The sequence below is a fragment of the Paenimyroides ummariense genome, assembly GCF_900115115.1.
Lineage (GTDB): Bacteria > Bacteroidota > Bacteroidia > Flavobacteriales > Flavobacteriaceae > Flavobacterium > Flavobacterium ummariense.
In genome coordinates this window covers 1-23,267 of record NZ_FOVI01000034.1, presented here as the reverse complement: position 1 = coordinate 23,267, position 23,267 = coordinate 1, and the positions used below count along the sequence as shown (strand labels likewise).

Here is a 23,267-nt window from a genome sequence, read left to right as displayed (position 1 = left end):
TTAAACACTCGGATTTATTTTTCCTAAAAGCATCTGTTTAACGTTATCGTTCCATTCGTTATTCAAGATACTTAAAACCATGGTGTCACGGCGAACGCCGGTTTTGGGGCAAATTGCATTACTGCGTAAAACTCCGTCAACAGAACAACCAATACTAAGTAGTGCATTAATGCTGCGTAAATTTTCGGTATAAGCTCTAAACTCGACACGAACCATTTGCATTTTTTCAAAAGCAAATTCTAAAAGCAACCATTTGCAGTGTTTGTTTATGCCAGTTCCCTGATGTTCTTTACCATACCAAGTGTAACCCATTTGCAGTCGGTTACTGTCTAAATAAATATCGCAATAGCGAGTTGCACCAACAAATTTTTGCTTCGTTTTATCGAAAACTGCAAATGTATATTCTTTTTGATCGATTCTTTTCTGAATGGCAATTCCTATGTACTTGTTTAAGTTTTCGGGTGTATCACATTTAACCATAGAATATTCCCATATTTCCGGTTCATTCAGTGTATATTCTAAAAGTTCTTCGTAATGCTTTGCCGATAATGGTTCAAGCCTTACAAAATCATTTTCCAGAATATAATCTTCGTTAAAATCGAAATTAATCATTAAACAGTATCGTGAATCTTATTGAATTATACTTTTAAAGAAAACCTTACTGTTGTTATCAAAATCGGTATCCTGCAAAAAAGTCAATGCCATTTCGCTTATTTTTTCGTAATCTGCTTTTTCAAGCTGATCGTTAAAAATATCGTTGTAAACATTGCTAATTATACCAAAAACACCTTTTAGTTCTTCGGGTTTTATCTCTTTATTTTTTGCAAATATAATCCTTAAAAAGTTTGCTGCAACATAGGCTGCAATTTCTACCGCAATGTTAACCGAAATTTCACCTTTTATACTTTTGTGGTAAAGAAGTGTTTCTAAATCTTTTTGAATTAAATTTTCTATGTTTGATGAATTCATATCTGTTTTAAGATAAAAAAAACCTGCTTTAAACAGGTTTTTAATTTATTAATGACAATTTTTATCGAGATGTTTTTTTACCGAACCACCGGGACAATTTGGAATTTTGTCAAAATCGTATAACTTATTAACTGTTTCGCCGTCTACTGTTGTTGTGTAGGTAATTTCTTCACGGGTTGTGTAGCCGTCACCGTCATCATCTAAATCTAAAAAATTAGGTTTACCGTCGCCATCTGTATCGTCATCCCACAAATCGCCGTTACCGTTAACATCCTCGTATTTGTTTAAAATACCGTCGTTATCATGGTCAGCTTCTTTCATACTTATAGATGTGATGTCAAAAATCAAAGGAGTATAAGCACCAATTGATCCGATGGGAGATGAACTAAAATAGCCTAATCCCGAAGGAATAAATACTAACACTCTACCCGGATTCTCATAAGTATATGTTCCGTCACCATTATCGGTAATATATGTAGCGGTCTTGATTTTTTCCAAAATTTGTCTGTAACCCGCAATCATTTCTGGATAAATTGAATAAGCAGGATAAGCACTCCAAAAACCAAACTGTTCCTTGTCGAAAATACTTTTATCTAAATTATATCCAATGTATGATGTGAAAATATTATCGTGAATCATTGGCGTTTCACCACCGCCTTCATTCAAAATTAAATAGTAGATTTTATATTCTACAGGGTCATTCTGTTTTTGTAAACCTTGAGATCCTGTAAAGTACGGAAGATTTTTTACGGTGATTGACTGTAACGGATATTCGGTTTGTTTCCAGATAGAATTATTAGCTTCTGATGCAACAGTTTCAAAACTTACTCCATCTTCTAAAACCTCTACGCTGTTCGTTTTTAAGAATGTTTCGATTTCCTTAATATTTTCATTAAAAACTTCCTGTTTGTCACGTTCAACTATTTTTGTAGTGTTATCGTCATTTGGTCTACAGTTCCAAAGTAGTAGCGACCCCGTACAAATTATAGCTGCTGTAAAAAATCTTTTCATTTAACTTAAAATTAGTGGTGCAAGATACAATTTTCATTTATTTTTGTTTAAAAATTAACCCAAAATTATAATATAAACATGCGTGTAGATAAATATCTTTGGTGTATCAGAGTTTTTAAAACGCGGAGTATTGCTACCGAAGCTGTTAAAAAAGGACATGTTTCTGTGAATAATCAACTGGCAAAAGCATCGAGAGATGTATTTGCGGGCGATAAAATTCAAGTACGTAAAGATCAAATAAATTATCAGTATTCGGTTTTAGATATCCCGCAGAATAGAGTAGGAGCTAAGTTGGTTGATATATACAGAAAAGATGATACCCCGGCAGAAGCTTTTGAACATTTGGAACTTTTAAAGTTGGCTAAAGAGCATTACAGATTAAAAGGCGATGGAAGACCAACCAAAAAAGACCGCAGAGATATTGATGATTATTTAGACGATGATGATTTATACTTTGAACAACTAAACAATGAAGCTAACTAAAGAATATTGGACAGAGCGTTACAATGAGAATAACATTCCGTGGGATGCCGGTATGATTACAACGCCTATTAAAAAATATGTAGATCAGTTGACTGATAAGGATTTGAAAATTTTAATTCCCGGTGTTGGTAATGGTCACGAGTTAAATTACCTGTACACCAACGGATTTAAAAATGTGTATGGTTTAGATATTTCTGAAGAACCTATTGCAAATTTTAAACGTAATAATCCCGATTTTCCGGAAGATCAATTAATAGTGGACGATTTCTTTAAGCATGACAGTCAGTACGATTTAATTATTGAACAAACATTTTTTTGTGCTTTGAATACAGAATTAAGACCTTTGTATGCAACCAAAATACACGATTTGTTAAAAGAAAATGGTAAATTGGCTGGAGTTTTATTTTCGTTTCCGTTAACAGAACAAGGCCCGCCATTTGGTGGAAGTGTAGAAGAATATCAAGTGCTGTTTTCTGATAATTTCTTACTTAAAGCATTAGCACCTTGTTATAATTCAATAAAACCAAGAGAAAACAACGAACTGTTTATTATATTCCATAAAAAATGACACAAAACATTATATTAACTCAGCAACAAATACAGCAAATAACCAAACGTATTGCATACCAGATTTACGAAACTTTTGTAGATGAAACCGAAATTGTTATTGCGGGTATTGCCAACAGCGGTTACACTTTTGCGCAGAAAATAAGCGATGAGGTTTCTAAAATTTCAGATATAAAAGTTGTTTTGGGGAAGGTTGAAGTTAACAAACAAAATCCGTTACAAGAAATTAAAACCAATTTGTCAAAAGCCGATTACGAAAACAAGGCAATTGTTTTGGTTGATGATGTAATGAATTCTGGTGCTACATTGGTTTACGGCGTTAAATACTTTTTAGAAGTGCCATTAAAGAAGTTTAAAACCGCTGTTTTAATTGATAGAAGCCATAAAAAATATCCCGTAAAAGCCGATTTTAAAGGAATATCTCTATCAACATCAAGTTTAGAACACATTCAGGTTGTTTTTAACGAAAACGAAGAATATGCTTATTTAAGCTAAACGAAAACCTCAAACATTCTAGTTTGAGGTTTTTTGTTATTTATTTTGTTTCATACATTACTTGTACCCAACCGTGTCTTGTACCGTTTGTCGATTCAAAATTATAATAATAGGTGCCAGATGGTAGTGTACTGCCGTTAGTTGCTTGTCCATGCCATTGATTGGTGTAACCTTCGTCATGACTATAAACCAAAGATCCTAATCTGTTGTAAATACGTAATTTTACAATTCCGAATGCGGTAAGATCCCAAGAATCATTTAATCCGTCGCCGTTTGGTGATATACCTTTTGGAACTAAGCAGTCATTATTGTAAACTGTAAATTTCGTTTCGTACGTACATTTATTAAAATCAGGATAATCTTCATTTACAAATAAACTGTTGCCGTAAATATAAATGGTTCGTATGCCATAAATAATGGCATCTGTGCTGTAAGGGCTTAAACGTTTCCCTTGCCCGTTAGGTTCTGTGAAATAATTGTAACCTAAAGGCAGCGGAGGTAACATATAAGGCTCGCAATCAAAATTATATATATCATCTCTTATAATTCTTCGTTTTGAATCTAAATTTAATTCAGAAATTATAAAGCATTCTCTTTCATTTTCAATTCTAACATAAATGGTTTCTTGCGTATCAAATGAAAGTTTGTATTGGTTTGGTTGTGCAATTTCATTTGTTTTGTTAATTGCATTATTTCTTGTGGTGTAAAAACTGAATGCGTATTGGTCTTTATCTTCTTCATCAAGATAATATTCAATTGATTTTTCTAAATCGTAAACTAATCCATCGGCAGTTTCTTCCGCACAAAATTCAGAATAATCCATTACTTTAGGAGGGAAACCTAATGTATCAACCTTTAATTTCAATGGAACAATGATCGGACATTTACCATTAATCATAATCTGAATATAAATTGTTTTTGATCTTGATAGATAATTAGTTGTGTTGGTAATGTAATTGTTATTTCCCTCTATGGCATCAGCTTCATTTTCGTAATATTTATATTCTGGTTGTGTAGTGTTTTCCTGATTTATAATTCTCTCGATATCGGTAAAATCAAAATATTCATCTTTCGTTTGATCAAAATCACAAACTTCAATTTCTAAATCCATTTCAGGAAGTTTTGCTACTTCATTTACAATAAAATCAATTTCTGTAACGCGGGCTAATAAACCATTGGCTCTTTTAAAACGCGCATATATTTTTTTAGGACTGTCGGTAACCGAAACGTCATAAGGAGATGATAGTGTATTTGTTGCAAATAACGTATTGGCATCAGCCTCAAATTCAAAAAAATCAATTGTAAATGTTTTGTTTATATTGTTAATTTCATCTTTAATAAGATCTAAATCAAACGATTCTTTTCCGTCTTTATCCCAATCGCAAACTTCGTAAGTTTTCCCGATAACGGTACAGTTTAAAACAGCATCGCCACCAAAAGATAAATCATAACTAACCACCGAACTTTCCCAATGATCAACTGCAATTAAAATACCATCGCCGGGTACAACATCATACCAGCGAACAAAACCTGGTACATTTGCAGTGGCTGGCGGAGCTGAACCTGGACCTTCACAAAGTTGTATAGGTTCCAACATAGATAAGCCAATATCTACATTAGTAATACCTATTATTGTATTTTGTGAACCACGATCACTTGGTCCTAAATTTGCTAAATTGGGATTTAACCAAGAGCCAAAATCAAAATCTACTTGTGCATTTGGTGTTACTGTGAAAGTGAAGGTAGAGCCTGATTCTATTTCAACATAATAAAGTGTTATGGCAGTTGATAACGCTAATGTACTACAAGATGTATATAAATTATTATACGCATTTGTTGTTGGTGTAGTTCCTTGAACGGTTTGTCCTGAACATAGGTTAATTATATGCGAAGGATTAATACTTTGGCTATAGCTAAAATTTAAACCCATAAATAATAAAATAGTAGTAATATATTTCATATAATGAATTTTATAGCTATAAATATAAACTAAAAAAACAATAAATTAATTGTTTTTTTGAATTATTGCTGATATTTCCGTGCAAATATTGTTTACTTCTTTGTTGTTTACATCTATTTTATATTTTGAAAAGTTATAAAAATAACTGCGTTCAAATACATGTTGGGCTACAAAAGAATTTAAATCATCGATGTTTTCCAATAAAGGTCTCTCGGAATCTTGTTTTAATCTATTAGTTAATGTTTCTATAGTCGCTTTTAAATAGAACGATAAAACATTATCATCTTGCAAACGCAAATGATTATTAGCGTAACATGGAGTGCCACCACCCAAACTAATTATCAAAAATTTGTTTTCATTTAATAAATGGTTAAACCAAATGCTTTCTTGTTTTCTAAAGTAGATTTCTCCTCTTTGTTTGAAAATTTCAGATATTTTTAAGCCTTCTTTCTGTTCTATAAATTCGTCTAAATCTATAAAATCTATATTTAAGTTTTGGTTAATTTTTTTACCAATGGTAGTCTTGCCGCTACCCATGTATCCAACCAAAATAATTTTTTTCATTGTTAAATTAGTGTCTGTTAGTTGATTAAGTTAATGCTTGTAAAAAACATTAAAATTATATAAAATATATCATTAAAAAATTAAAAAAGTGTTTTATATTTGCACCCGCAATTACGTTAGTAATTAAGACTCGATAGCTCAGTTGGTAGAGCACAACACTTTTAATGTTGGGGTCCTGGGTTCGAGCCCCAGTCGGGTCACTTTTTTAGGATAAATCTAATTTTAGGTTTATCCTTTTTTATTTTAGCATATTTTCAATTAAAAACTTTCTATCTTTAAAACATGAAATCATATTTATATCTTTTTATCCTGATTTTTGTGCCGATGCAATTTTGGGCACAGTCGAATAAATTACAGTTTAAAACAACACATGGAAGTTTTAAAGTGATGCTTTATGATTTTACTCCGAAACATAAAGAGTTGATTTTGGATGCAATTAGAAATGATGTTTATAAAAATGCCTTATTCAACCGAGTTATTGAAAACTTTGTAGTTCAAGGCGGCGAGCATGATGATGATATTGCATTAAGAGAAAAAGATTTACCAACAAATGAACATTACAGATTGCCTGCTGAATTTGATTCAAGAGTTTTTCATAAAATGGGAGCTTTGGGAGCGGGTAGAGATGATAATCCGCAGAAAGCATCTTTTTTAAATCAGATTTATTTTGTGGTAGGAAAATCTGTTTCGGTAGATGATTTAGATACTATAGAACAAAAAAAAGGAATTAAATTTACAAAAGAACAGCGTGAAACATATTTTTCCAAAGGAGGGCTTCCGCGTTTAGATGGCGATTACACTGTTTTTGGTGAGGTTTCTGAAGGATTTGATGTTTTACTGAAAATAAGCAAATTAAAAACAAACGAAAAAGATGCTCCTTTACAGCCTGTATCTTTTGAAATTATTGAGATTAATGAATAAGATCAGCCGTTTGAAGCTGATCTTTTATTTTAATCGTTCTTTTAAAAGGCACAAAACACCAATTTCACTTTCAGATAAATTTTCATTCTTTTTAAGCAGTTTGTTTACTTCTTTCTGAAAATATTTCAATGTTTTACCGTTTAAGTATTTGTCAATAACACGTGGATCAATATATGAACTACGGGCTACAGCAGGCGTATTTCCTAACTTTTCGCTTACTTGTATAACAGCATTCCGAATGTTTTTATCCATTGTTTTCTGATCTTTTTCTTCTTCAACATCTAATTCATCTAAAGCAATGGCAGCAATCATGGTTCCAGACCAGGTTCTGAAATCTTTTGCCGAAAATTCTTCGCCCATAACTTCCCGGATATACTGATTCAAATGTTCGCTTTTTACATCTTGAATATTCCCGTTTTCATCAATGAACTTAAAAATTTCGTAACCCGGCATTTCATCTATTTCTTTTACAATTTTTGCCAGCTTTGCATCTGTAATATGTTTTTCCTGATCTTTCCCAGACTTTCCTCTGTACGTAAAAATTAGTTCGTCGCCTTTAATTTCTAAATGTTTGCTGCGCATGGTTGTTAAACCGTAGCTTTTATTTTGCTTGGTGTACGCATCACTTCCCGGACGAAAAAAAGCAGACTCCAATAAACGAACCATTGTTGCCAAAACCTTTTCGCGGGTTAGTTTACGTTTGCGCATGTGCTGACCTGTAACGCGACGCATACGTTCTAACTGCTCGGCAAATTCTATTATTCTATCGAACTTTTTCTGCTCTTGTTTTTGTCTGAATTTTGGATTGTAGACGTATTGTTTTCTACCGATTTCATCTCTGCCGGTTACCAAAATTTTACTGTTTTTCTTTTCAGAAATTTCCACATCTTTCCATGCAGGCGGAATTACCAACGATCTTATATAGGTTTTTACAGTTGTATCTGTCACGGTTTTTCCGTTTTCATCTGTATAACTAAATCCTTTTCCTTTTTTCTTGCGGTAATACATAGCTGCAAAATTTTTATAACAAGTTCAAATCCTATTAAAGATAATGTTATTTTAAAAATCTTGCAATTAAAATAATTCCTTTTAAACCAATTCTTTTGTGAAAAGCGATTTTAGATGTTTCATATAATCTGTGTAATAATTAGCGATGCGTTCTGCTGTTGCATTTTTTTCCAGATCATGAAAATGAAATCCTAGAATTTTGCTCATTCCCGTAAAAGCATTCATTTTGTGAAAACCAAACAGCACGCCGTCATCAACCGAAGTTTCGTTGAAAAATTCGCCAGGCAACGTAAAAGCAGTATCGGGGGCATTCCAAGTGGTGTTGACCATATAGTTTTTACCGTGCATTAATCCGCCAGTTCCATAATTTATTGCTGGATTTTTACTTGAACGCCCGTCGCTGCTGTAAATTCCGTTTTGATGCCCGGCTGTAAAAACCTCATCAATGTATTTTTTCAGTCTGTTTGGAACCTGAAACCACCAAATTGGCGTATTGTAAATAATTAAATCAGCCCATTTAAAATTCTCCACTTCATCTTCTGGCACAAATTCGTCGTTAATATCGGTAACTCTAACTTCAAAATCGTTCTTACTTAAAAAATCAACTGTCCAATTCGTCAATGTTTTATTGAAAGCCCCGCCAGAATGTGCAAAATGTTGTCCGCCGTTTATTATAAATATGTTTTTCATTGTATATCGTTTAAATTACAAAGCAAAATTATAACGCTCTTTTGTATTATTAAAATAATATAAATTATACATTTGTATCATAATTATAATGATATGATTAATTTAGAATGGTACAGAACGTTTAAAGCGATTTATAAAACAGGAACATTAACAGGAGCTGCCGAGGCTTTGTATATATCGCAACCGGGAGTTAGCTTGCATTTAAGTTCGTTGGAGGCTTATGTGGGATACAAATTGTTTGATAGAACCAGCAGAAAAATGATTCCTACCGAACGGGCAAAAGTTTTATTTAACGCGATTAATGAACCTTTGACAAAGTTGGAAATTGTGGAGAAAACCTTTCAGAAATCGACCGAAAAGCATGAACCTACAATAAGTATTGGGATGTGTTTTGAAACTTTTCAGACTACGTTAGAACCTTTTGTTTCAAGTCTCGATTTTAATTTGATCATTAGTTTTGGGAATTATCCTGAAATGTTGGATCAGTTGGAAAAAGGAATTTTAGATTTGATCATTACACCAAAAAAAGGTACTTCGTTATTGATTGATCACGAACCATTTTCAAGTGAAAAAATCATTTTGGTAGGAGGGAAGGATGTTGAAGTTTCCGAATTTAATAAGCATTTAAAAGCAAACGATAAAACGGCTATAGAAACTTGGCTTAAAGATCAAAAATGGTATGGAACGACAGGAGATATGGAACATTTATTTCAGTTTTGGAGTTTGAATTTTGATAAAAAGCCAGATTTTCGTCCGAATTATATCGTTCCGAATCTGAATTCTATTGTCCGATGTTTGTTTGGAGGATCTGGATTAGCGGTTATTCCTGATTTGCTTTGCCAGAAAGAAATTAATGAAGGAAAAATTCAGCTGATTTGGGAAGGAGGAAAAGAACTGATCAATACACTTTATTTTGGAAGCCGGAAAAAATCGATCCATCAACAAGAAATCAATCAGATAAAGGAATTGTTCAAACAAATAATGCCTAAAAGCTAATTTTTATTTGGAAATATCGGCTGCGGCATCTGCTGCAGCTTCCACTTCTTCGCCAATTGCTGTAGATTCGGGTAATTCTTCTGGTTCGTTTTCCTGAATTCTGTCGCCAGCTTTGCTACATTCAACCGGAATATCTAATAATTCGCCATGAGCCAGTTTAAAATCAATAGATCGGTTGCGTGTTTTTAGGGTAAGTTTTTTTCCTTTTTTTAGAGCCGATACAAATTTGGTAAATGACTCTTTTCCACTTGATCTAAAAGGATTTTTAAAATCGACTCCATCCACAATAAAATTAGCTTTTTCTGGATCATCGGCACTCATAAAATCAATACCTCCAAATTCTCCATCTCTGTAATTATCGGTATATTCAATGAAAAAACCAGGCGGATTATTGTTTACACAATTTAGTTGAATGAATAAGAAATAATCGGGATTTGATGCGTTAAATACACCATTTTTATTTTCGTGTATTATTTGCACCCAACCGTCGCGAGGCATTACTTTTTTCATGTGTTCAGAAATTTCTGCATCGCTTAAATTTGCTGGAAGTGTGTTAGTATTTATAATGTGTTGCTGTGCAAAAAAATGTGTGGTTATAAACACACAAATTAAAACCGGGAAGTACTTTTTCATTAAAAAGTTGTTTTAGTTTTGTAAAATTAATAAAGATTTTAAATAAATAACTCAGGCTACCATATAGTAGCCTGAGTTTTATTTCATCACCAACAACGGTAACTTTTTCTTTTCATAGCATAATGTATAAAACAATTTACATGCCAAAATTTAAGATAACTATAACAAACCTGAGTAATAGGTAAAATTGCATTTAAATAAGCTTTTTGAAATGAAAATTGATAGGTGTATCAGTGAAAATTATCTTCTAAAAGTGGTAAAATTCCACAAAATAATTTTGTAAAAATTAGATATTCAAATCACCTTGTCTGCCAATATCCATTTTACTTCCGGTTACTGCACTTGCGGCAACTTTAAAAAACGTAACTAGTTTATTGGTTTTATTGTCCCAATAATGCGCTTCGGCTGGAGTGATCTTCAAGATACGGATATTCGGATCTTCCTTACCTTTTTCAAACCAGGCAGCAATCATATCATTCCAATATTTATCGATGCGGGCAGCATCTTGCGATACTTCGCCAGTTCCGTTTATGCTTAAAAATTCGTACGAACTTACATCGGCAAATGTTATAGAAACTTCCTTGTTTTGTTGTAAATGCTGGTGCGTATCACTTTCGGCAGAAAATAAAAACCAAATATTTCCGTGATCATCAACTTCTTGTCGGCTCATTGGTATGCTGTGTGGGTAATTTGTTCCTTTTGGAAAGGTAGAAAGCATTCCAATATCAATAGAATCTACCATTTTCTGTAATTTTTCAATTGCTTCGGTGTTGTTTAAATTTTCTGTACTCATAGCTTTTAATTTTAATTGTTAAAACGTTAATAATTAATGTTGTTGTAACTTAATAATCAATAACTGTACAAGTTTTACAGCTACAGATCAACTTTCGGATTAAAAAAAAATATAAAGGCATTTAATTTTACCATGTCTTAAATATATCCGAAATTTGCAAAAAATTTCTGCTATGGGAATTTTAATGTTACTTGTTTTATTCTGTTTATATGTCGTTAGATAAAGTTTCAAAATTCAGTATTGTTTCTGCATACGCCGTTGTTTATTTTGTATGGGGATCCACTTATTTTTTTATAGAAAAGGCACTGCATTGGTTTCCGCCTTTTGTATTGGGATCGATCCGTTTTATAATTGCCGGAGCGGTTTTAATGAGTTATTGTTACTTTAAAGGATACAAGCTTTTTAATAAACGCGATGTAGAAAGAGCCGTGCTTATTGGTTTTCTGTTGCTTTTTGTTGATATGGCTGCAGTTATTTGGGCAGAACAATATATATCAAGTGCCATTGTATCTATACTTGGTGCGGCGGCAGCGATTTGGTTTGTACTTTTAGATAAACCCAAATGGAAAGCCAATTTTGGAAGTATTCCTATTGTTTTAGGTTTGATATTGGGTTTTGGCGGAGTTGTAATGCTGTTTGGAGAACAATTGATGAATTCAGAAAGCGAATCTGATGGTTACAATGTAATTGCCATGCTTGTAATGATTTTTGGAACAATTGCATGGACCGTAGGATCGCTTTACACAAAATACACTCAAGATAAAAAGCCGGCAGCAGATGAACGTAAAATAAAACCGTTAAATGTAATGGTTAAAACGGCTTGGCAAATGGTAACCGCTGGTGTTGCTTTTACATTTTCGGCTTTAATTACGGGCGAGTATGCAACGTTTAGTTTTGCAAGCGTACCTTTAGAAGGTTGGGGATCTATTGCCTATTTAATTACCATGGGATCTATCTTGGCATTCAGCTGTTATATTTGGTTGTTACAGGTTCGTCCGGCAACCGAAGTAAGTACGTATGCTTATGTGAATCCGGTGGTTGCGTTGTTTTTGGCTCACTTTTTTACACAACATAAAGTAACTGCGTTGCAAATTCTTGGTTTAACGGTTATATTGGTTTCGGTATTGCTAATGAACTGGAATTTATATAAAGACAACAGAACTTTCCGAGTTATTCGTGCACGTAAAAAACTAAAACGCTTTAAATATATGGCGCCAAAAAGTAGTATTCCGCGTATTGTTGAGGTGGCTGATTTTAACGAACGTGAAAAACAAAAGCAAAATAAAAGCTGATATTCTAAAAATTTCATAATCTGATTTCTTACCATAAACCATTGTTTGAACTTGTTTATATTTGTGTTTGATTGTAAAACAGAATTTATGCAATATAATTTTGATGAAGTAATTAATCGTCGAGGAACAAATTCGGTAAAATGGGATTTATGTGCGCCTGATGTTTTGCCAATGTGGGTTGCCGATATGGATTTTAAAACAGCACCCGTAATTACCGAATCGCTTCAAAAAATAGTGTCAAGCGGTATTTACGGATATAGTCTTACACCCGATGCATTCTATGAATCTGTAATTTCGTGGTGGAATAAACAGCATAATTTCACAATTCGAAAGGAATGGCTTTTGGCTACTCCCGGAGTTTTACCATCGCTTTCTGCCATAATCAGAACCTTTGTAAAAGCAGACGAAAATGTAATTCTACAAACGCCCGTTTACAATCATTTCTTTTCAACATTAGAAAATTGCGGATGTACCGTTTTACAGAACGATCTTTTATATAATGAAGGTTTTTATTCGATCGATTTTGATGATTTAGAAAATAAAGCAGCAGATCCAAAAACAAAACTGTTGTTGTTGAGCAATCCCCATAACCCAATTGGTAGAGTGTATGAAAAAGAAGAGCTTGAAAGAATCTGCAAGATTTGTTCAGTGCACAATGTAATGGTGGTTTCAGACGAAATTCACTCTGATTTGGTTTTCCATCCTAAAAAACATACGCCTTTTATTGAAGTTTCTGCCGAATATAATATAGATGCCATTTCCTGCGGATCTCCGTGCAAAACTTTCAATATGTCGGGCTTGCCGGTTTCGTATCTTATTTCAAAAAATCAGGAACTGCTTGATAAAGTTCAAAAAACTTTGGATATGCAAGATACTTTGTACCCAAATATGGTTGCCGTAAATGCATTAATTGCAGCTTACGATCATGGTGATGATTGGGTAAAAGAACTTAAAAGTTACCTGACTGATAATTATAAATTTCTGATTGATTTTTGTAACCAAAACCTTCCTCAGGTAAAAGTAATTCCTTTAAATGCTACGTATTTGGTGTGGCTTGATTTCGGATTTTCAAATCAAAACACTACACAACTTTCGCAAATGTTGCTTGATGAGGAAAAGCTTTGGTTGAATGCCGGTACGATGTATGGAAATTCAGGTGAAGGCTTTCTTCGAATAAATATTGCCTGTCCGCGTGCATTACTGTTAGAAGGTTTAGATCGACTTAAAACATTTTATAACCGAATTACAGTCTGAGCTTTATCAATCTTAAGTAATAAAAAAAAGAGGTTGCAGTAGTAAAACTGACAACCTCTTTAATAACCAAAAAAAACACTTATGAAATCCAAATGTACTACATTTTTTTGTTACAACAAATAGGTTTTGTATTTTTTTTTAAAAATTTAATGGACTTTAATTTTGCTTGTTTTTTATGACACTTCCACGCGGCTGATTGCTTTGGTGGACTGCAATTTCTGAATGAAGAAATTCTGCAGCAGCAGCAGAATCTGCTACTTTTATAGATGTGCGTTCAATCATTTCTGCTTCAAAGCTTTTTAATATGGTTTCCCTTAATCCTTTTGATTTCCAGTCAGATCTTGAATTTCCGTTTATGTAAATCGAACGAGCTAAAGCCAATGCGTCTAATAAAGCTTGGTTTGCTCCCTGACCTTTAAACGGACTCATAGGATGTGCTGCATCGCCAATCAACGTAACCGCATCTGCTTTTTGCAGTAATTCGGCAGATAGTTGTTCGCGATCGTAAACCGGATATCCTGTAATTTGATCTGGCGGTGTTGCCGATAAAATCTGCGGAATTGGATCGTGCCATTTTGTGCGGTTACATGCTTCTTCTTTTAAAGCTTCTACACCACTGGCACTCAGTTTTTTTGCTTCAGTTTCATCAATCGGAAAACTCAATTGCCACATAACAGAATCCACATCATAAGGCATTACATAAATCCGTTCGTTGCCATTGGCGGTTTGAAAAACGGTTGCAGAATCCAATAAAGTTTGGTCTGTATTTTCTATAGAATCCAATCTACAAATTCCTAAAATCACCATGCATTCAAGGTAGCGTAAAGGAGTTTTTTCTTCGTTGATGATGAGGTTTCTAACGGTACTTCGAATTCCATCTGCACCAACAATCAAATCGGCAGTTGTTGTTTTTATCGTTCCGTTGACATCAAAAGTCAAATTTATTTTGTTTTGATTATCTACAGAAAAATCAAGCAGTTTATATCCCCATTGTATTGCTTCATTCCTTGGCAATTGTTCTATAAGTGCTTGTCGGAGTGCTTGCCTGGCAATATGAATATTAGTTTTTTTGGAAGTTTTTGGTTCGGAATTTTCAAGCCATTTTCGCATTCCCCATTCGGCAACAATTTTTCCATCTGGTGTATGAACGATATGCTTTGTAGAAACAACACCATTTTTAAAATTAGAAATTCCGAATCCTTCCATAGCTTTACTCGCTTGTTGTAGCGTTAACCCATAACCTTGTGAGCGAGCATTAAAATTGTTGTCGCGTTCGTATAATGTAAATGGAATTCCACGATGCAGGCAGGCAACCGCAAGCGCGGTGCCGCCAATTCCGCCACCAATAATAGCGATATGCGGAAATTCTTCTGTATTAGAAATAGTTTGATTTGCAGACGTAATTAATCCGGATCCAGCACAATGAACGCACGTTTTTAAAGTCGTGCGATTGTTTTTTAATTTCTTACGGATGCGCTGCTTTATTTTGCCCATACCGTTACATTCTACACAAACTCTTTTGTAAATCATTCTCAATTTCAATAAAATTACACAGCAATCTCGCTTCTCTTATGCAGTTTGTTTCTATAGTCGATTCCCCAATTGGCAATTTCTTCAATAATTGGACTCAAGGTTTTGCCGTATTCGGTAATTTCGTATTCAACGGTTACAGGTTTGGTATTAAAAACGGTTCGTTTTACCAAATGATTCATTTCTAAATCTTGTAATTCTTTAGACAGCATTTTTGTTCCGATACCATCAATCTCACGTAAAAGATCCATGAAACGTAATTTTTCACCTCGGATCAATGTCCCTAAAATATGGAATTTCCATTTTCCTGACAGTATTCCCATTGTATCTTTAATCGCAGTCATTCTGGTTTGGCACACAACGTTATTGTTCAATACGGCTTTTTTCTTCATTTTATTTTGATGATTTACAAACAGATTACAAAAATACGGTTTTAAACAATAGTTTCTTCAAGGAAATTAGTTTCCAAAAGGAAACCAATGGTAAAAAGAACTTTATTTACCATAAATTTACAACCTCTTAATTAAACTAATAATAATTGATATTATAATGAAAAAAGTATTTGTTTTAGCCGTTGTGGCATCGGCTTTTATTGTTTCATGCCAGCGTTCTGCTACCGATCAATCTACAACTACAGCTCCGCAAGAAGTTGCTGCCGAAAAAGGTGCTACTTACACGGTAAATAAAGAAACAAGCCAGGTAAAATGGACAGGTTACCACAAAGGCGGTTTAAACCCACGTTTTGGAATTATTAAAAGCGAAGGAACTATTTCTGCAGAAAATGGTGCAATTACCGGCGGATCGTTTGTTATGGATATGAAATCTATTTTAACAGATGCAGCTTCTGTTGATGCAGCTTCATCGGGCGGAAAAACGTCAGCAGATTTAGATTTGCACTTAAAAAATGCCGATTTTTTTGATATCGAAAAATATCCAACAGCTAAATTTGAAATTACCAATGTTAAAAGTTTTGATGCAGCTACAGATAAAAGTGCTATTGCCGATGCAAACTACGTAATCAGTGGAAACTTAACTATTAAAGACAAAACGGTTAATGTTACTTTTCCTGCAAAAACTGTTGTTTCTGATACAGAAATTACCTTAACATCTAAATTTACTATTAACCGCCAAGATTGGGGATTGGTTTACGGTACTGAAGGTGATGCAAAAGATTGGATGATTTCTCAAGAAATTGATATCGAATTAAATATTAAAGGAAATAAGTAGTTATTTTTTCATAGTTAATAAAAAAAGAGCGTGTTTGTTTTAACACGCTCTTTTTGTTTTGATGCTATTCCATTAATTTTACTGGAGCTAAATTCTGTAATTCTTCTTCGGTAAATAAGCGGTAATGTACTTTAAAAGTTTTGCCTAACGGAGTTTCCAAAGAAAAACCGCCCGCGCCAAAACCGTCTAAAACATCTAAGGTAAAGTGACTAAATTTCCAATATTCAAATAAATCGCGATCTACCCAAAAGTCGGTATCTTCTATGGTTCCAATTAAAACATCGTTCATTCTTGGGTAAAAGCCGCCTTTCTCGAAACATTGTGGTTGTGTACCTTCACAACACCCGCCGGCTTGGTAAAACATTAATTCGCCGTATGTTTCTTTTAATTGATTTATTAATTCTTTTGCTTTTTCTGTTGCATCAAGTCTCTGAATCATAGCTTTTAATTTTAAAAATAATTGAAAATTAAAGCCAGAGTGTTACTTCTGGCTTTATAAACGGTTTTTTAAAAGAAACCTAATTTATTTTTGTTGTAAGAAATCAACATGTTTTTTGTTTGGCGGTAATGACCCAACATCATTTTGTGATTTTCACGCCCAACACCCGACTGCTTGTATCCACCAAACGGAGCACCAGCAGGATAGTTGTGGTAATTGTTTACCCAAACACGACCAGCCTGAATGGCTCTTGGAACCTGATAAAGCTCATGAGCATCACGTGTCCAAACACCTGCGCCCAATCCGTAAATGGTATCGTTTGCAATTTCAATAGCTTCTTCAACCGTTTTAAAAGTAGTAACAGCCAATACAGGTCCAAAAATCTCTTCCTGGAAAATTCGCATGTTGTTTTTTCCTTTAAACAAGGTAGGTTTAATGTAGTAACCGCTCTCTAAATCTCCATTTAACTTATTAACGTCGCCACCTGTAAGTACTTCTGCACCTTCTTCTTTTCCTAAAGCAATGTACGAACTGATTTTATCGAACTGAATTTTCGATGCCTGCGCACCCATCATTACCGTTGTATCTAAAGGATCTCCAATTTTTATTGCTTCAACGCGTGCAATTACTTTTTCAATGAATTTATCGTAAATATCTTCCTGAATTAACAAACGCGACGGACATGTACAGATTTCACCTTGATTAAAAGCAAAAAGTACAGCACCTTCAATAGCTTTATCTAAAAACTCATCGTCTTTATCCATCACCGAATTAAAAAAGATATTTGGCGATTTTCCGCCTAATTCCAATGTTACCGGAATAATATTTTCGGTAGCGTACTGCATTACCAAACGACCTGTAGCTGTTGATCCTGTAAAAGCTGCTTTTGCAACTTTAGGATTTGTAACCAGCGATCTTCCTAATTCTGCACCAAAACCGTTCACAACATTTATAACGCCCGCAGGTAATAAATCGCCAATAAGTTCCATTAATACCAAAATTGATGTCGGTGTACTTTCGGCTGGTTTTAAAATTACACAGTTTCCGGCAGCTAATGCAGGTGCAAGTTTCCAAATAGCCATTAATAATGGGAAATTCCAAGGAATAATCTGTGCCACAACTCCAATTGGTTCATGAACGATTAACGATACCGTGTGCTCATCTAATTCAACATGCGAGCCTTCTTCGGCACGAATCACTCCAGCAAAATATCTAAAATGATCAATTCCTAGCGGAATATCTGCATTTAACGTTTCGCGAACAGCCTTACCGTTGTCAATAGTTTCAACAGTTGCAAGATAGTCAAGGTTTTGCTCCATGCGGTCGGCAATCTTGTTCAGAATAATGCTTCGTTCTGTAGCCGATGTTTTTCCCCAGGTTTTAAAAGCTTTATCGGCAGCATTTACCGCCAATTCTAGATCTTCTTTGGTAGAATGTGCTACTTTTGTAAACACTTTGCCGTTGATCGGCGAAATATTATCGAAATATTTTCCTTGCACAGGAGCAGTCCATTTTCCATCGATATAATTCTCGTATTGGCTTTTAAATTCCGGCCATTTTTTTACATTCTCGTTACTCATAATCTTTAGTTTTAAGTTTACTTAAATTGATTAATGTAAATTACTCTTAATTCGGTGCAAAAAATGAATCGATTTGTGTCAAAAAATAGTAAATTAGTGCCAATGTGTAGTAAATGTAAGTTTTGTATCTTATGAATTCATCAATCAGCAGCATATACGATAAGGGAAAAGTTGTTACGCCTATAGAAAATAAATTGAGTTTCCAGACTGATGAATTGGATCTGCATTTGTTTGAAACAAAGGTGAAAACATCGGGTTTTGCTTTGGCTTTTGATGAAATTTCACTGATTACCATGCTTTCAGGAAAAAAGGTAATGCACTTTAATAAAGAACATTCGTTTGAATTTTTGCCTGAAGAATCGTTGGTGCTTGATAAAAAACAGGGAATGAATATTGATTTTCCCGAAGCCGAATACGATAATCCTACGCGTTGTTTGGCTTTGATTATTTCTCCTGATGAAATTAAGGAAACATTGATGCAGCTTAATGAAAGTGCTCCAAAAATAGATCATACCGAATGGACGGTTGATAGTTCTACCTTAAAATTTACGAACGACCAATTACTTAATAAAAATATTGAACGGATCATTCTGTTGGCATCATCAAACTCTGAATACCGTGATGCACTTGGTAAATTAATGACTAAAGAATTGATTATAAATCTGCTGCAGTCTAAAGCACGAGATTTTCTGTTGGAAAAAACAGATGCTTTGGCAGGCAATAATCAGTTAGCTTTTGCGATTGAATATATCCGTAAAAATCAAGACCGACAGCTTACTGTTGAAGAAGTTGCAGAAAAAGCTCACATGAGCAAATCGACTTTTTACCGATATTTTAAACGCCATACAGGCAGTACGCCAAACGAATTTATTCTATCAGAAAAAATCAAGCAGGCTAAATATTTACTGGCAAATACATCGCAATCGGTATCAGAAATTGGTTTTGCATTGGCGTTTGCATCATCAAGCCAGTTTATCAAGCATTTTAAAAATATTACCGGTTTAACTCCTTTTAAATTCAAACAAAGCAGCGACATTGTAGTAAAATAAGTATTAAAACATCGCCTCTTGTGAATAGTGTTTTATAAATTTAAAAGCTCTTGCTCTATTGATTGTAACTGATTTTCGATTGATTCTTTATCATCACAAAAATAAACAGTATCGTTTTTAAAAAGATCTTTATAATAGGCAATTCCATCCAACAAATTTTGACGAAATTTCTGTTGTTTCTTTATTTTAATATCAGATTGTTCTGCTTCAGGAATTTTTTGCTCTTTTTTGTAATGATCCAGATACATTTTTAATTCTTTAATGAATACATGTGGACGGTTTTTAACATCAATAATATTTTCGCGACCATAAATATGATTCACCATTTGTTTTAACGACACTTCTTTGGTAAAATAAGCAATGTTTGGTCCGGGACAAATTACAACGCCTTGCTGTTCGCCTTTTACAGGCAACTTATGATCCATTAAAGCAGCATTCGCCAAACCTACACACAAACAGGCTTTTTCGGTAATTTCTGCAAAATGTTCCTGATAATCTTCTGCACTTAAATTCATATCACGCAATTCTGCCAATGCTTTCTGTTGATATTTTCGCGATGCAGTGCAAAGGCCTTCTTCTGAATATTTTTTGTTTAATGCCAGATATTTTCGAGGACACGAACTTCCTTCTTTATTGTTTGCAATTCGTTCTTGTTTAATAAATTCGTTGGTAGTGCCTTTTATATTGTTAAACGGAATGCCTAACGGCGAAATAGTACTCAAATACAAATCGTCTTCTTTAGCTAATGCCAATAGATTTCTGGTAGCTTCGTCGGTTGAGGTAGCTTCGGGAACCAGTAAAAAAGGCGATCCCCAGCCAACGGCATCTAACTTGTAATGAGTTAAAAGAAAATTGTGTTCTAAAGCTGTACCAACGCCGCCTTGCGCAGTAATTTTAGTGTTTAAAGGTTGTTGTGGGACGTATTTTCCTTTTTGATCTAATGCTTTGCAGAATAATTCGTGCATAGAAAGGGTAAGTTCTTCACGTTTTTGTTTGAATTCTTCTAATATAGTTCCCATTAAAAAACCATCGGTTGCAAAAGCGTGACCTCCACAGTTAAGTCCGGATTCTATTCGATATTCCGAAACCCATAATCCTTTTTTCGCCAAGAAACTTCCCTGTATAAAAGCAGAACGATAATCGCTTACTTTTAAAATAATTTTTTTCTGAAGCTGATTTTTTTCATCAGGATAAAAAGCATCGAAACTTTCAAAATAACCAAACAATTTCGGATTCATTCCTGCCGACAAAACTACCGAACCATTAACCATACTTTCAGCAAAACCACGCAGAGCAGAATGAGCATCGTTATAAATTGCCGGACGAGGTTCTTTGTTTTCGTACGTTTCGCGATCTACTTTAGTCATAATATTAACATCGATAGATCCGGGCGTAAGGTGCTGATCTAAAAAAGTTTTTAATTTAGTGAGCGGTTCACTGCCTTCTAAATGTTTTTGCAGATTTTCTCTGATGTCTGATTTACTCGGTAAAAGATCGATGTAATTTTTTACAGCTTCTTTGTTTTTAATCAGTTGTTCTTTTAAATGCTCAAATTTCTGTTTAACAATGGTATCCATCGTATTAAGGTACGAAGTTATTCGTTGTGCTCTAAAATCTTCTGCCTTTTTGCTGATTTCCTTATAAGGAAGTTGGAATTTTTTTGTGTACAAACGGTTCATCTGCTCAATAAGTTCGTCATCCATTACCGAAATTACAGACGAAATTCCGTAATGTGCCACTCGAATCGGTGTATCAATCGTATAAGCAAGTCCCATCACGGGAATATGAAAGGCATGTATGTTGGGAATTTTCATGAAAATGATTTTTATGTTGCGAAGGTTTTGATAAAAAATAATTTTTTTACTGATAAAAATCATTGTAAGTACAATATCACAGTTACATTTTGATATTTCCACAACTCAAAATGCGTATTTTTGAATAGATCAACCGTAAAAACGATCACCGAAAACGTAATTCTATGTATAATTTTAGAAATGATTATTCCGAAGGTGCACATCCAAACATCCTTCAAAAACTTATCGAAACCAATTTACAGCAACAATCTGGCTATGGTGAAGATGAATATTCTTTGCAGGCTAAACAGATTCTTAAACAGAAAATAGAAAATAACGATGCTGCTATTTATTTTGTTTCGGGCGGTACGCAGACCAATTTGCTTGTGATTTCGGGATTGTTAAAAATTCACGAAGCGGTTATTAGTGCAAATACAGGACATATTTTTTCGCATGAAACAGGAGCGATCGAAGCTGTTGGGCATCGAATTATTACAGTTGAAACATTAGACGGAAAGTTGCAACCTGAAGCAATTCAAAAAGTTTTAAAAGAATATACTTTAAGACCACATGTTGTAAAGCCTAGAATGGTTTATATTTCAAATGCAACTGAGATTGGATCAATTTACAGTAAATCAGAACTTGTGGAATTATCGACATTTTGCAAAGCGAACGATTTGTTGCTTTTTATGGATGGGGCTCGTTTAGGAAATGCGTTAATGGCAGAAAACAACGATTTAACATTGACACATATTTCTCAACTAACCGATGTTTTCTATATCGGCGGAACAAAAAACGGAGCCTTGTTGGGGGAGGCTATTGTGTTTAACAATAAATCATTAGCACCCGATTTTGATTATGTATTGAAGCAGAAAGGCGCATTGTTGGCAAAAGGACGTTTGTTGGGTATTCAGTTTTTAGAATTGTTTAAAAATGATTTGTATTTTCAACTAGCTAATCACGCCAATGTAATGGCAAAAAAAATTGCAGATGCCGTAACAGAATGCCGATATTCGTTTTTGAGCGATCCTGTTAGCAATCAGATTTTTCCTATTCTGCCTAAAAAAGTAATCGAGCAATTGGAAGCTAAGTATCTTTTTTATCAATGGAAAGAAATCGATGCTGAAAATATCGCAATTCGATTGATAACTTCTTGGGCAACAAATGAAGAAATTGTTAATGAGTTTATTATCGATTTAAAGGAAGCGTCAAACAAAAATGTACATCAATGATAAATAACATAGTGAAAATAACTGGAATTTTTATCTGCTTGTTTTGTACGCAATCATTAAAAGCACAAATTATAAGTTTAGGTGCAAAATATGATAAATCGGCTATGTTTCAAGCATCGTTTAATATTCCTGTGCTGTTTGATAAATACAAACCATACGATTTTGCCTTTGGGTTAGATTATACTTCGTCAAACGCAAAAGCACCATCGGGTTTACAGCCGCAGTTCACGGCAATGTATTTTTTGGTTGATGATAAATATAAATCGTACAATATTTCGGCAGGAATTACAAGCGGATATTTGTTCGATTTTAATAAAGAATTTAGTAACCAATTTCGTGTTAGTCCGTATGTTTATATGGAAACTTTTCCGTTTACTATCAAAGTAGGGTATGAGTATGTTATGCCGCTTAATCAAGGACAGTTTTTTGTTTCGTTAGGAATTGGCGGCGGATATCAGTTTCGCCATTTTAGTATTATGTAATACTGATTAACTTTAAAGTTTAATTAGTATTGTAAAAACATTTACAAAACAATATTATTTTGTGGTTGAATTGGCGTAGGTAAATCTGTTACGTTATTTAAGTATTATTTAGTTGATTTTTTAATATTCTGACTTGTTAAATTTAAGTTTGAATGGATAAAATGTTAAATAGAAGTTAAATAAAAAGAAGGTGTCTAAAAATACACTGCCCCCAAAAAGTTAGACACTTTTGGGGGCATTTTTTATGACAAGAAAAGTAAAATACAATGTATCATTTAAGCTACATTGTGTAAAAGAAG

At 33.9% G+C, this 23,267-nt stretch carries 25 protein-coding genes and 1 tRNA gene; 12 read left to right on the top strand and 14 right to left on the bottom strand.

Going from position 1 to position 23,267, the window contains the following annotated elements:
• The 3 genes from BM253_RS15555 to BM253_RS15545 are packed head-to-tail and all read right to left on the bottom strand — an operon-like array spanning window position 1 to window position 1,980.
• Entirely contained in the window at window positions 1-612 is a 612-nt protein-coding gene (locus tag BM253_RS15555; protein ID WP_091526134.1) for a GNAT family N-acetyltransferase, read from the bottom strand.
• 18 nt (window positions 613-630) lie between these two features.
• A complete protein-coding gene (locus BM253_RS15550) occupies window positions 631-969 on the bottom strand; it encodes a hypothetical protein (protein ID WP_091526132.1) in 339 nt (112 codons plus the stop codon).
• Window positions 970-1,017: 48 nt separating this feature from the next.
• On the bottom strand, window positions 1,018-1,980 hold the full coding sequence (locus tag BM253_RS15545) for an FKBP-type peptidyl-prolyl cis-trans isomerase (RefSeq protein WP_091526130.1): 963 nt from the start codon (window positions 1,978-1,980) through the stop codon (window positions 1,018-1,020).
• Between the two features lie 78 nt (window positions 1,981-2,058).
• Here BM253_RS15545 and BM253_RS15540 point away from each other — a divergent pair, with 78 nt between their 5' ends.
• From BM253_RS15540 to BM253_RS15530, 3 genes are read left to right on the top strand one after another with little or no spacing between them, the layout of a single operon-like run.
• Window positions 2,059-2,463, top strand: a complete 405-nt coding sequence (locus BM253_RS15540) for an RNA-binding S4 domain-containing protein (protein WP_091526128.1) — start codon at window positions 2,059-2,061, stop codon at window positions 2,461-2,463.
• On the top strand, window positions 2,450-3,031 hold the full coding sequence (locus BM253_RS15535) for a methyltransferase domain-containing protein (protein WP_091526126.1): 582 nt from the start codon (window positions 2,450-2,452) through the stop codon (window positions 3,029-3,031). The genes BM253_RS15540 and BM253_RS15535 overlap by 14 nt, the downstream gene beginning before the upstream one ends.
• The gene (locus BM253_RS15530; RefSeq protein WP_091526125.1) at window positions 3,028-3,525 is read left to right on the top strand and encodes a phosphoribosyltransferase family protein; all 498 of its coding nucleotides are present in this window, start codon (window positions 3,028-3,030) and stop codon (window positions 3,523-3,525) included. Before BM253_RS15535 ends, BM253_RS15530 begins: the two co-directional genes overlap by 4 nt.
• Window positions 3,526-3,565: 40 nt before the next feature.
• Here BM253_RS15530 and BM253_RS15525 read toward each other — a convergent pair whose 3' ends face one another.
• A complete protein-coding gene (locus BM253_RS15525; RefSeq protein ID WP_091526123.1) occupies window positions 3,566-5,485 on the bottom strand; it encodes a T9SS type B sorting domain-containing protein in 1,920 nt (639 codons plus the stop codon).
• Window positions 5,486-5,530: 45 nt separating this feature from the next.
• Window positions 5,531-6,049 carry a shikimate kinase gene (locus BM253_RS15520; protein WP_091526121.1) on the bottom strand — a complete coding sequence of 173 codons (519 nt, stop codon included), beginning with the start codon at window positions 6,047-6,049 and terminating at the stop codon, window positions 5,531-5,533.
• Window positions 6,050-6,176: 127 nt separating this feature from the next.
• Here BM253_RS15520 and BM253_RS15515 point away from each other — a divergent pair.
• Both BM253_RS15515 and BM253_RS15510 read left to right on the top strand, forming a co-directional pair.
• Window positions 6,177-6,249 (top strand) — tRNA-Lys (locus BM253_RS15515).
• 82 nt (window positions 6,250-6,331) lie between these two features.
• A complete protein-coding gene (locus BM253_RS15510; protein ID WP_091526119.1) occupies window positions 6,332-6,970 on the top strand; it encodes a peptidylprolyl isomerase in 639 nt (212 codons plus the stop codon).
• A gap of 24 nt (window positions 6,971-6,994) precedes the next feature.
• Here BM253_RS15510 and BM253_RS15505 read toward each other — a convergent pair whose 3' ends face one another.
• Together BM253_RS15505 and BM253_RS15500 are read right to left on the bottom strand one after the other, a co-directional pair.
• Window positions 6,995-7,978 (bottom strand): DNA topoisomerase IB, encoded by a 984-nt coding sequence (locus BM253_RS15505; RefSeq protein WP_091526117.1) that lies wholly within the window; start codon window positions 7,976-7,978, stop codon window positions 6,995-6,997.
• A gap of 81 nt (window positions 7,979-8,059) precedes the next feature.
• On the bottom strand, window positions 8,060-8,668 hold the full coding sequence (locus BM253_RS15500) for an NAD(P)H-dependent oxidoreductase (RefSeq protein ID WP_091526115.1): 609 nt from the start codon (window positions 8,666-8,668) through the stop codon (window positions 8,060-8,062).
• A 93-nt stretch (window positions 8,669-8,761) separates the two neighbouring features.
• Here BM253_RS15500 and BM253_RS15495 point away from each other — a divergent pair, with 93 nt between their 5' ends.
• A complete protein-coding gene (locus BM253_RS15495; RefSeq protein WP_091526113.1) occupies window positions 8,762-9,664 on the top strand; it encodes a LysR family transcriptional regulator in 903 nt (300 codons plus the stop codon).
• 3 nt (window positions 9,665-9,667) lie between these two features.
• On the opposite strand, the gene BM253_RS15490 is transcribed toward BM253_RS15495, so the two are convergent.
• Window positions 9,668-10,297, bottom strand: coding sequence for a hypothetical protein (locus BM253_RS15490; protein WP_091526111.1), 630 nt, complete (start codon window positions 10,295-10,297; stop codon window positions 9,668-9,670).
• Between the two features lie 286 nt (window positions 10,298-10,583).
• On the bottom strand, window positions 10,584-11,090 hold the full coding sequence (locus tag BM253_RS15485) for a pyridoxamine 5'-phosphate oxidase family protein (protein WP_091526109.1): 507 nt from the start codon (window positions 11,088-11,090) through the stop codon (window positions 10,584-10,586).
• 209 nt (window positions 11,091-11,299) lie between these two features.
• Between BM253_RS15485 and BM253_RS15480 the strand changes: the two genes are divergently transcribed.
• Together BM253_RS15480 and BM253_RS15475 are read left to right on the top strand one after the other, a co-directional pair.
• Window positions 11,300-12,382, top strand: coding sequence for an EamA family transporter (locus tag BM253_RS15480; protein WP_091526107.1), 1,083 nt, complete (start codon window positions 11,300-11,302; stop codon window positions 12,380-12,382).
• Window positions 12,383-12,469: 87 nt separating this feature from the next.
• The gene (locus BM253_RS15475; RefSeq protein ID WP_091526105.1) at window positions 12,470-13,636 is read left to right on the top strand and encodes a MalY/PatB family protein; all 1,167 of its coding nucleotides are present in this window, start codon (window positions 12,470-12,472) and stop codon (window positions 13,634-13,636) included.
• Window positions 13,637-13,792: 156 nt separating this feature from the next.
• Here BM253_RS15475 and BM253_RS15470 read toward each other — a convergent pair whose 3' ends face one another.
• On the bottom strand, window positions 13,793-15,166 hold the full coding sequence (locus BM253_RS15470) for an FAD-dependent oxidoreductase (protein ID WP_091526103.1): 1,374 nt from the start codon (window positions 15,164-15,166) through the stop codon (window positions 13,793-13,795).
• Between the two features lie 17 nt (window positions 15,167-15,183).
• Complete coding sequence (locus BM253_RS15465; RefSeq protein ID WP_091526101.1) at window positions 15,184-15,558, bottom strand: winged helix-turn-helix transcriptional regulator; 375 nt, start codon at window positions 15,556-15,558, stop codon at window positions 15,184-15,186.
• Between the two features lie 157 nt (window positions 15,559-15,715).
• Here BM253_RS15465 and BM253_RS15460 point away from each other — a divergent pair, with 157 nt between their 5' ends.
• Entirely contained in the window at window positions 15,716-16,393 is a 678-nt protein-coding gene (locus BM253_RS15460) for a YceI family protein (protein ID WP_091526099.1), read from the top strand.
• 64 nt (window positions 16,394-16,457) lie between these two features.
• Here BM253_RS15460 and BM253_RS15455 read toward each other — a convergent pair whose 3' ends face one another.
• Window positions 16,458-16,832: a DUF779 domain-containing protein gene (locus BM253_RS15455; RefSeq protein ID WP_091526097.1), complete on the bottom strand. Its 375-nt coding sequence runs from the start codon at window positions 16,830-16,832 to the stop codon at window positions 16,458-16,460.
• A gap of 68 nt (window positions 16,833-16,900) precedes the next feature.
• Window positions 16,901-18,412 carry an aldehyde dehydrogenase family protein gene (locus tag BM253_RS15450; protein WP_091526095.1) on the bottom strand — a complete coding sequence of 504 codons (1,512 nt, stop codon included), beginning with the start codon at window positions 18,410-18,412 and terminating at the stop codon, window positions 16,901-16,903.
• Window positions 18,413-18,543: 131 nt separating this feature from the next.
• Here BM253_RS15450 and BM253_RS15445 point away from each other — a divergent pair, with 131 nt between their 5' ends.
• Window positions 18,544-19,461, top strand: coding sequence for an AraC family transcriptional regulator (locus BM253_RS15445; RefSeq protein WP_091526093.1), 918 nt, complete (start codon window positions 18,544-18,546; stop codon window positions 19,459-19,461).
• Between the two features lie 32 nt (window positions 19,462-19,493).
• Here the strand turns inward: BM253_RS15445 and BM253_RS15440 are convergent, their stop codons facing one another.
• Complete coding sequence (locus BM253_RS15440) at window positions 19,494-21,275, bottom strand: hypothetical protein (protein ID WP_091526149.1); 1,782 nt, start codon at window positions 21,273-21,275, stop codon at window positions 19,494-19,496.
• Window positions 21,276-21,439: 164 nt separating this feature from the next.
• Between BM253_RS15440 and BM253_RS15435 the strand changes: the two genes are divergently transcribed.
• Window positions 21,440-22,486 carry a threonine aldolase family protein gene (locus tag BM253_RS15435; RefSeq protein ID WP_091526091.1) on the top strand — a complete coding sequence of 349 codons (1,047 nt, stop codon included), beginning with the start codon at window positions 21,440-21,442 and terminating at the stop codon, window positions 22,484-22,486.
• Window positions 22,483-22,968 (top strand): hypothetical protein, encoded by a 486-nt coding sequence (locus tag BM253_RS15430; RefSeq protein WP_218154383.1) that lies wholly within the window; start codon window positions 22,483-22,485, stop codon window positions 22,966-22,968. Before BM253_RS15435 ends, BM253_RS15430 begins: the two co-directional genes overlap by 4 nt.
• Window positions 22,969-23,267 lie beyond the last annotated feature (299 nt).